Raw genomic sequence first — 6,046 nt, forward strand, 5'->3', positions numbered from 1 at the left:
AATTATTCTTGCTCTTCGGGTTCTAATAGCAACTCTTCCGCCGAGATAACAATACCGGTACTATCGGCATATAAGTAGTCATCTTCGAAAAAAGATACACCAGCAAAGTTTACAGGGATACCTTGCTCTCCAGCACCTTCACTGTCTGCTGCAACCGGAATTGAGGCAATAGCTTGTATGCCCAAATCACATTCTTCCAGTTCATCTACATGGCGTACTGCGCCGTATACAACGATACCCTGCCAGTTATTTTCCACGGCAAGTTCAGCTAAGTCGATATCGATCAAAGCACGTCGTGTAGAGCCTCCGCCATCAATAAGCAACACTCGGCCAGCTCCATCTTGCTCAAGTACACTTTGGATCAGCTCGTTATTTTCAAAACACTTTAGAGTCGTAATGCGACCACTAAATGAAGGTTGACCGCCAAAATTGATGAACATAGGTTCAAGTACGTCAACTACGTCGGGAAAGTGATCACATAAATCGGAAGTGTTGTAATCCATTCTTTTATCCTCTGAAAATAACACAAGTCAGGGTCAGTATACTCCCATATCACACCTTAGCAATGATAAACAGCAACTTACATATTTGTGTCTTGAAAATGTCACGTTTTTGTTATTTAGCTCTTCTATGCTGAATTTATACACAACGTGTGGGCTAAACTCATGAAGAGCAAAATAGCAGAACTCGATACAGCTTTATACTTTGCGGTTTTTACACCGAGTCCAAAGCATTGGTGGCGACTTGTCGCCCTAGGGTTATCAAAAAGTGGTAATGGCGGATTTTATGTATTGCTTGCGCTGTCTTGTGCGATTTTTCTTGAGCAGCTAGGGCAGACCTTCGCACTGACAGCTATTTTGGCGTTTGCTCTAGAACGTCCATTGTATTTTTATTTGAAAAAGCGCATTGCACGAGTTCGACCATGTGACTGTTATGCGCAAAAGGCGCTGTTGACACCTGGAGACAAATTTAGTCTACCATCAGGCCATAGTGCTGGAGCATGGTTGTATGCGACTTGCTTAATGGAGCATTTGCCTATTTTGTCCATTCCGTTGATGGTTTGGGCATCTGGCGTATCTTTATCTAGGGTCGTGGTTGGTGTGCATTACCCTCTTGATGTCGTTGTTGGTGCATTAATGGGCGTGGGGTGCGCTAGTTTGGCAATTGGTTTTGTAGGAATGCTATGAAGATTTTGTATGGAGTACAAGGGACGGGAAATGGACATACGACTCGAGCCCGAATTATGGCGTCTTGTTTTGCGCAACATGGCATTCAGGTAGATTACTTGTTTTCTGGAAGAGCAAAAAATAAGTATTTTGACATGGATGTATTTGGTGACTATCAAACACGAGAAGGCATCAGTTTTGCATCTCAAGGTGGGAAAATTAATCAACTTGATACCTTAAGGCAATTAAAGTTATTCCGTCTTTACAAAGATATACGTCAACTGGATGTATCTGGGTATGATTTGATCTTCAATGATTTTGAGCCAATAACAGCTTGGGCTGGTAAGCTCGCGAAGGTACCTGTTATTGCAATGAGTCATCAAGCTGCGTTTTTATCGCCAGAAGTACCAGTTGAAGGTGGCGGTTTATTTAAACGAACTTTTATTAAGCAATTTGCACCTGCTGATATTTACCTCGGTGTGCATTGGCAGCCGTATGCAAACAATATCATTCCACCCTTTATTCCTTACGAAGCGCCAAATAACCAGTGTCAATCAATCGCGAATAAAGTCTTAGTTTATTTACCTTTTGAAGATTTAAATAAGATCCTTGAATTACTCAAAGATTTTCCCGATAAAGAGTTTTATTGCTATCACCCAGATGCACAGAACCAGTCTTTGGCACACATTCATTTACGCGCGCCAAGCCGTGAAGGTTTTTTGAAAGATTTAGTGAATACTAGTGGAGTAGTTGCTAATGCGGGCTTTGAACTTTCTAGTGAAGCCATGAAATTTGGTAAAAAGCTATTATTAAAGCCTCTTAGTGGCCAATTTGAGCAATTATCTAATGCGTCCACTTTAGAAGAAATGGGCAGAGCCAAAGTGATGCATTATCTAAGCTCTAATGCGTTGGAAGAATTTTTGGAACAGCCAATGGCGGAGGTTGTTCATTTCCCATCAGATCCTACCCCATTAGTAAATTGGCTGGTTGGCAAACAGTGGCATGATGTTGGTGCACTGCATCAATTATTGTGGCAATCAGTTCAACAAAAGGTGTCAAATGCCGCATAATTGATCAAGCTCACTAGTTCGATTATTTTAACGTAAGCACTAAGTGAGCTTCTGAGCTATACTACTCCTAGTAGAACAATGTGTAGGTAACAGTATGGCATTATTAGAAAATCTTACAATTAAGCGACGGCTGCAACTCAATGCGCTTGTTGTCGGTGTTGCACTAGTGGTGATGCTTTTTGTGATCATGTACGAGGCAAAAACTATGCTTCGTTTAAACGATGGCATTCAATATTCAAAGGAGCTGGATGTCCGCGAGTTAACCATGCGAAAGCATGAGAAAAACTTTCTCTTTTATAAAGAAGTCGAAGCGCTTGAAGAGTTTGATGAAGAGTACACAGAACTCAAAAATACCATTACTCTGTTGGAAGTAGTGTTTGAGGAGTTTGATATTGATAAGCGTAAAATCGCGGAATTCAAGCGACTTGCGGAGCAATATAATTCAGACTTTCAAAATGTTGTAAAATTACAGAAAAAGATCGGCCTACATCCTAAAGATGCACTTTATGGTGAATTAAGAGGGGCTGTTCATGAAGTTGAAACGTTACTTAAAGAGCGCGAAAATCATGAGCTGCTTGTCACTATGCTGCAGCTGCGTCGTGCAGAAAAAGATTTTATGTTACGTCTTGATACCAAATATCAAGCCAAACTCTCTGAGATTGTGCCGAAGTTTGCACAGCAAATAAAGTCAGCCGGGTTTCCTCGGGATTATGAGTCAAAGTTACTTGAACTGCTCGATGTATATCATACCAAATTTAATAATCTGGTTGATGCGCAAGTACAGCTGGGCTTGAGTCTGACCGATGGCGCTTTAGGTAAAATGAAGGAAAGCGTTGAACAAAGCGATAAATTGGTGACGGATGTTGTAACGCAAACCAAAAAGGCTATTGCGGATACTGCATCGAGTGTGCAATACATCGCGTTTATCATTTTTGCGATAGCGGCGGTTATTGTAATGCTGTTGGTGTTATCAACCAGCAACTCTATTATTAAACCAGTAGAGAGAGTGTATCTTACTATTGAACGGATCCGCCGAGAGAACAACTTAGGACTGTTGATAGAGCAAAGTGGAAATGATGAAATTACCATCATGACACGTGACTTCAATAGCCTTATCAATGATTTCAAGATCCTTATTTCTGAAGTTAATTCTGCTTTAGAAACAATTAATGATGCGACTTCTCATTTGACTGAATCCACAGCTCAAACCAGTGCTGGAATGAACGAACAGCTTCATGAAGCTGATATGGTCGCCACGGCAGCTACTGAAATGCAGGCAACCATTCAAGATATTTCTCATAATACTGAAGCGGCCTCACAAAAAGCAGAGTTTACTAACAACAATGCACAACAAGGTCGTCATGAAGTGGATGCAACGATTAAACATATTATCGCGCTTTCTGAATCTTTGAGCGGTGCTTCTGACGTTGTATCCCAGCTTGAAAAAGATGGTGAAACGATAGGGTCTGTGCTTGATGTGATCAGAGGGATCGCTGAGCAGACAAATTTATTGGCGCTAAATGCGGCAATTGAAGCGGCGCGAGCAGGCGAGCAAGGTCGTGGATTCGCAGTGGTTGCCGATGAAGTTCGTTCTTTAGCACAGCGTACCCAAGACTCAACTCAAGAAATAGAAAGTATCATTTCTACATTGCAGCAACGTACGCGCGAAGTGGTGAATATAATGCAGCAATGTCGAGACCAAGGTGGAGAAAGTGTTTCTCAGGCTGAAAAGGCGGGAGAGTTGTTGGGCATGATCACTGAGGATGTGCAAACCATCATGGACATGAGCACACATATCGCAACCGCTATTGATGAACAAAACCAGGTAGCGAGCGAAGTGAATAAAAATGTGGTTCGTATTCGTGATATTGCTCAAATCGCTTCTCAGCATGCAAATGCAAATGCTCAAAGTAGTGAAGAAGTTGCTGAGCAAGCGAAGGTGCTAAAAGATGCGGTTGCAAAATATAAAGTATAGAACTTAGTTGTTATGTAAAAATGCCGCTGTCTTTGGCGGCATTTTACTCACACTCTATCTCCTACCATCTGAAGCATAACGTTTAATTTAATAGCCATATTTCCTTTCTAATTTCCACTAAAGGTACTGTAAAAAGGAACGTTCAGATTCATTTACAGCTAACGAAACTATCATTCTTGTTATTTCATAATTGTTACACTAATTTAACCTTTGCGGAGGTTATTAAACGTCGATATGTTTTGTTGGTGGTTTTTCACGCCTGTAGGGACAGCTGTTTGTGACCTTAGTTAGGAGTCGGTGCTTCTATGCAGTAACAAGGTTGTTAGAGCAATCGCTCATGAGATGCAGTGTTTTGTGCCCATATGTGAGTTGTCTGAACAAGTTTATCGGTCATTCAGTTCGAACGGAGGGAATAATGAAAACACTCATATGTCTTTTTGGTTTATCGTTTAGCGTACAAGGAATGGCGCACTCACTTATGCCTGATATTGATGTTGGAAAATATGATTCAGCATTTTTATCAACTGCAAGCGTGTCTATATTGGTTGATGATAATAACTTTGTATATCGACCGGTAATGCACCCATTTGTTATGTCGAAATATTTTTCAGAGCATCCTCAGTGGTTACCCTTGGAAGAAGCATTGTTGCATTGGAGTGGAGCTTTTGGAGTAGATCCGCGGGTTGTGCTTACGACAATGGCAATATCAAAAAATTGGTCTCCTACACTGGAGGCCAGTGAGCTATTAATTGACCTTTATCGACAAGAAATAAAGGTAGTGGCAGATCACTTATCACAAATGTTTTATCATTTTGATACAGAAAGCGTATTAAGTACAAATGCTGCATCGTATGCTATTGCTGCATTGGTTGGTGATAAAAAGCAAATAGCGCAGTGGCAAGAGCAATACTACACTTGGTTTGGTCAACAAGCTAAATCTGATACGCTCAACATTTCAGCAATACCACAAATGCAATGGCCATGGCGGGCGGGATATAGCTGGATGCCAAATGGGCCACACTCACACACAGGCTCAGGCTATCCTTTATCATCAATCGATGTATCTTATGATTGGCCTAGTTGGGGAGGGCAAACTTACAGTGTTACAGCAGCTCATGATGGTAAAGTCTCAGTATTTTCTCGCTGTCAGTTAAGAGTGACTCATCCAGATGGGTGGGCAACTAACTATTATCACATGGACGGGATTGATGTGCGCGATGGTGACTGGGTCGATAAGAACCAAAGGATTGGCACGTATGCTAGTCAGAAAAACGTGGCCCTGTGTCAAGGAGGCTCGTCGACCGGTCCGCATCTTCATTTCTCTTTGTTATACAACGGGCGCTTTCAGTCTTTACAAGGTGTATCTTTTGGCCCCTATAAAATAGATGTTGGTAGATATAGTTATGACAGTAATTGTAGCTATACATGGATGTATGATTCTCGTTCAAATTCGAGGAAGTGCTTTTGGAGTCGAGTAGACAACCCATAAGGTATTGAATTCTTCAGCGCGATTCATCAGGGCTGTTGATGAATCGCTAACAACAGGCTTATAGGATACAGGTATACTCAAGCAGGCACGATACTTTTTAACCCTGAGATGTCCAACAATTCCAATTTGAGCATTGTACGCAGAAACGATGAAGGCGTATCAATACAGAATTATTGAAATTAGAACGTACAACCGAATCAAATGAATATTATTTATTCAAAAATAGCAGGGTTAGACTGCTTTTTGAGCGGTTGTTGTGTTTTTCTTAATTTTCTTTAAAAAACGCTTGATCAAAAAAAGGAACGCCCTATAATGCGACCCCACTGACACGGAGCGCTACGCACTA

Annotated in this window: 5 protein-coding genes; 4 read left to right on the forward strand and 1 reads right to left on the reverse strand. The window is 41.3% G+C overall.

From position 1 onward, the window contains the following. Nucleotides 1-2: 2 nt before the first annotated feature. On the reverse strand, nucleotides 3-503 hold the full coding sequence (gene rraA, locus ACW689_RS20400) for a ribonuclease E activity regulator RraA (RefSeq protein ID WP_476294145.1): 501 nt from the start codon (nucleotides 501-503) through the stop codon (nucleotides 3-5). Between the two features lie 162 nt (nucleotides 504-665). Between rraA and ACW689_RS20405 the strand changes: the two genes are divergently transcribed. From ACW689_RS20405 to ACW689_RS20420, 4 genes are all read left to right on the forward strand, one after another. Beyond that, entirely contained in the window at nucleotides 666-1,187 is a 522-nt protein-coding gene (locus ACW689_RS20405) for a phosphatase PAP2 family protein (RefSeq protein WP_476294146.1), read from the forward strand. Continuing rightward, nucleotides 1,184-2,236 (forward strand): MJ1255/VC2487 family glycosyltransferase, encoded by a 1,053-nt coding sequence (locus tag ACW689_RS20410; protein ID WP_476294148.1) that lies wholly within the window; start codon nucleotides 1,184-1,186, stop codon nucleotides 2,234-2,236. The genes ACW689_RS20405 and ACW689_RS20410 overlap by 4 nt, the downstream gene beginning before the upstream one ends. A gap of 94 nt (nucleotides 2,237-2,330) precedes the next feature. Then, nucleotides 2,331-4,211 carry a methyl-accepting chemotaxis protein gene (locus ACW689_RS20415; protein WP_476294149.1) on the forward strand — a complete coding sequence of 627 codons (1,881 nt, stop codon included), beginning with the start codon at nucleotides 2,331-2,333 and terminating at the stop codon, nucleotides 4,209-4,211. A 415-nt stretch (nucleotides 4,212-4,626) separates the two neighbouring features. Continuing rightward, complete coding sequence (locus ACW689_RS20420; RefSeq protein ID WP_476294150.1) at nucleotides 4,627-5,700, forward strand: M23 family metallopeptidase; 1,074 nt, start codon at nucleotides 4,627-4,629, stop codon at nucleotides 5,698-5,700. Nucleotides 5,701-6,046 lie beyond the last annotated feature (346 nt).

This window comes from Pseudoalteromonas sp. ABE4_541, assembly GCF_056312285.1.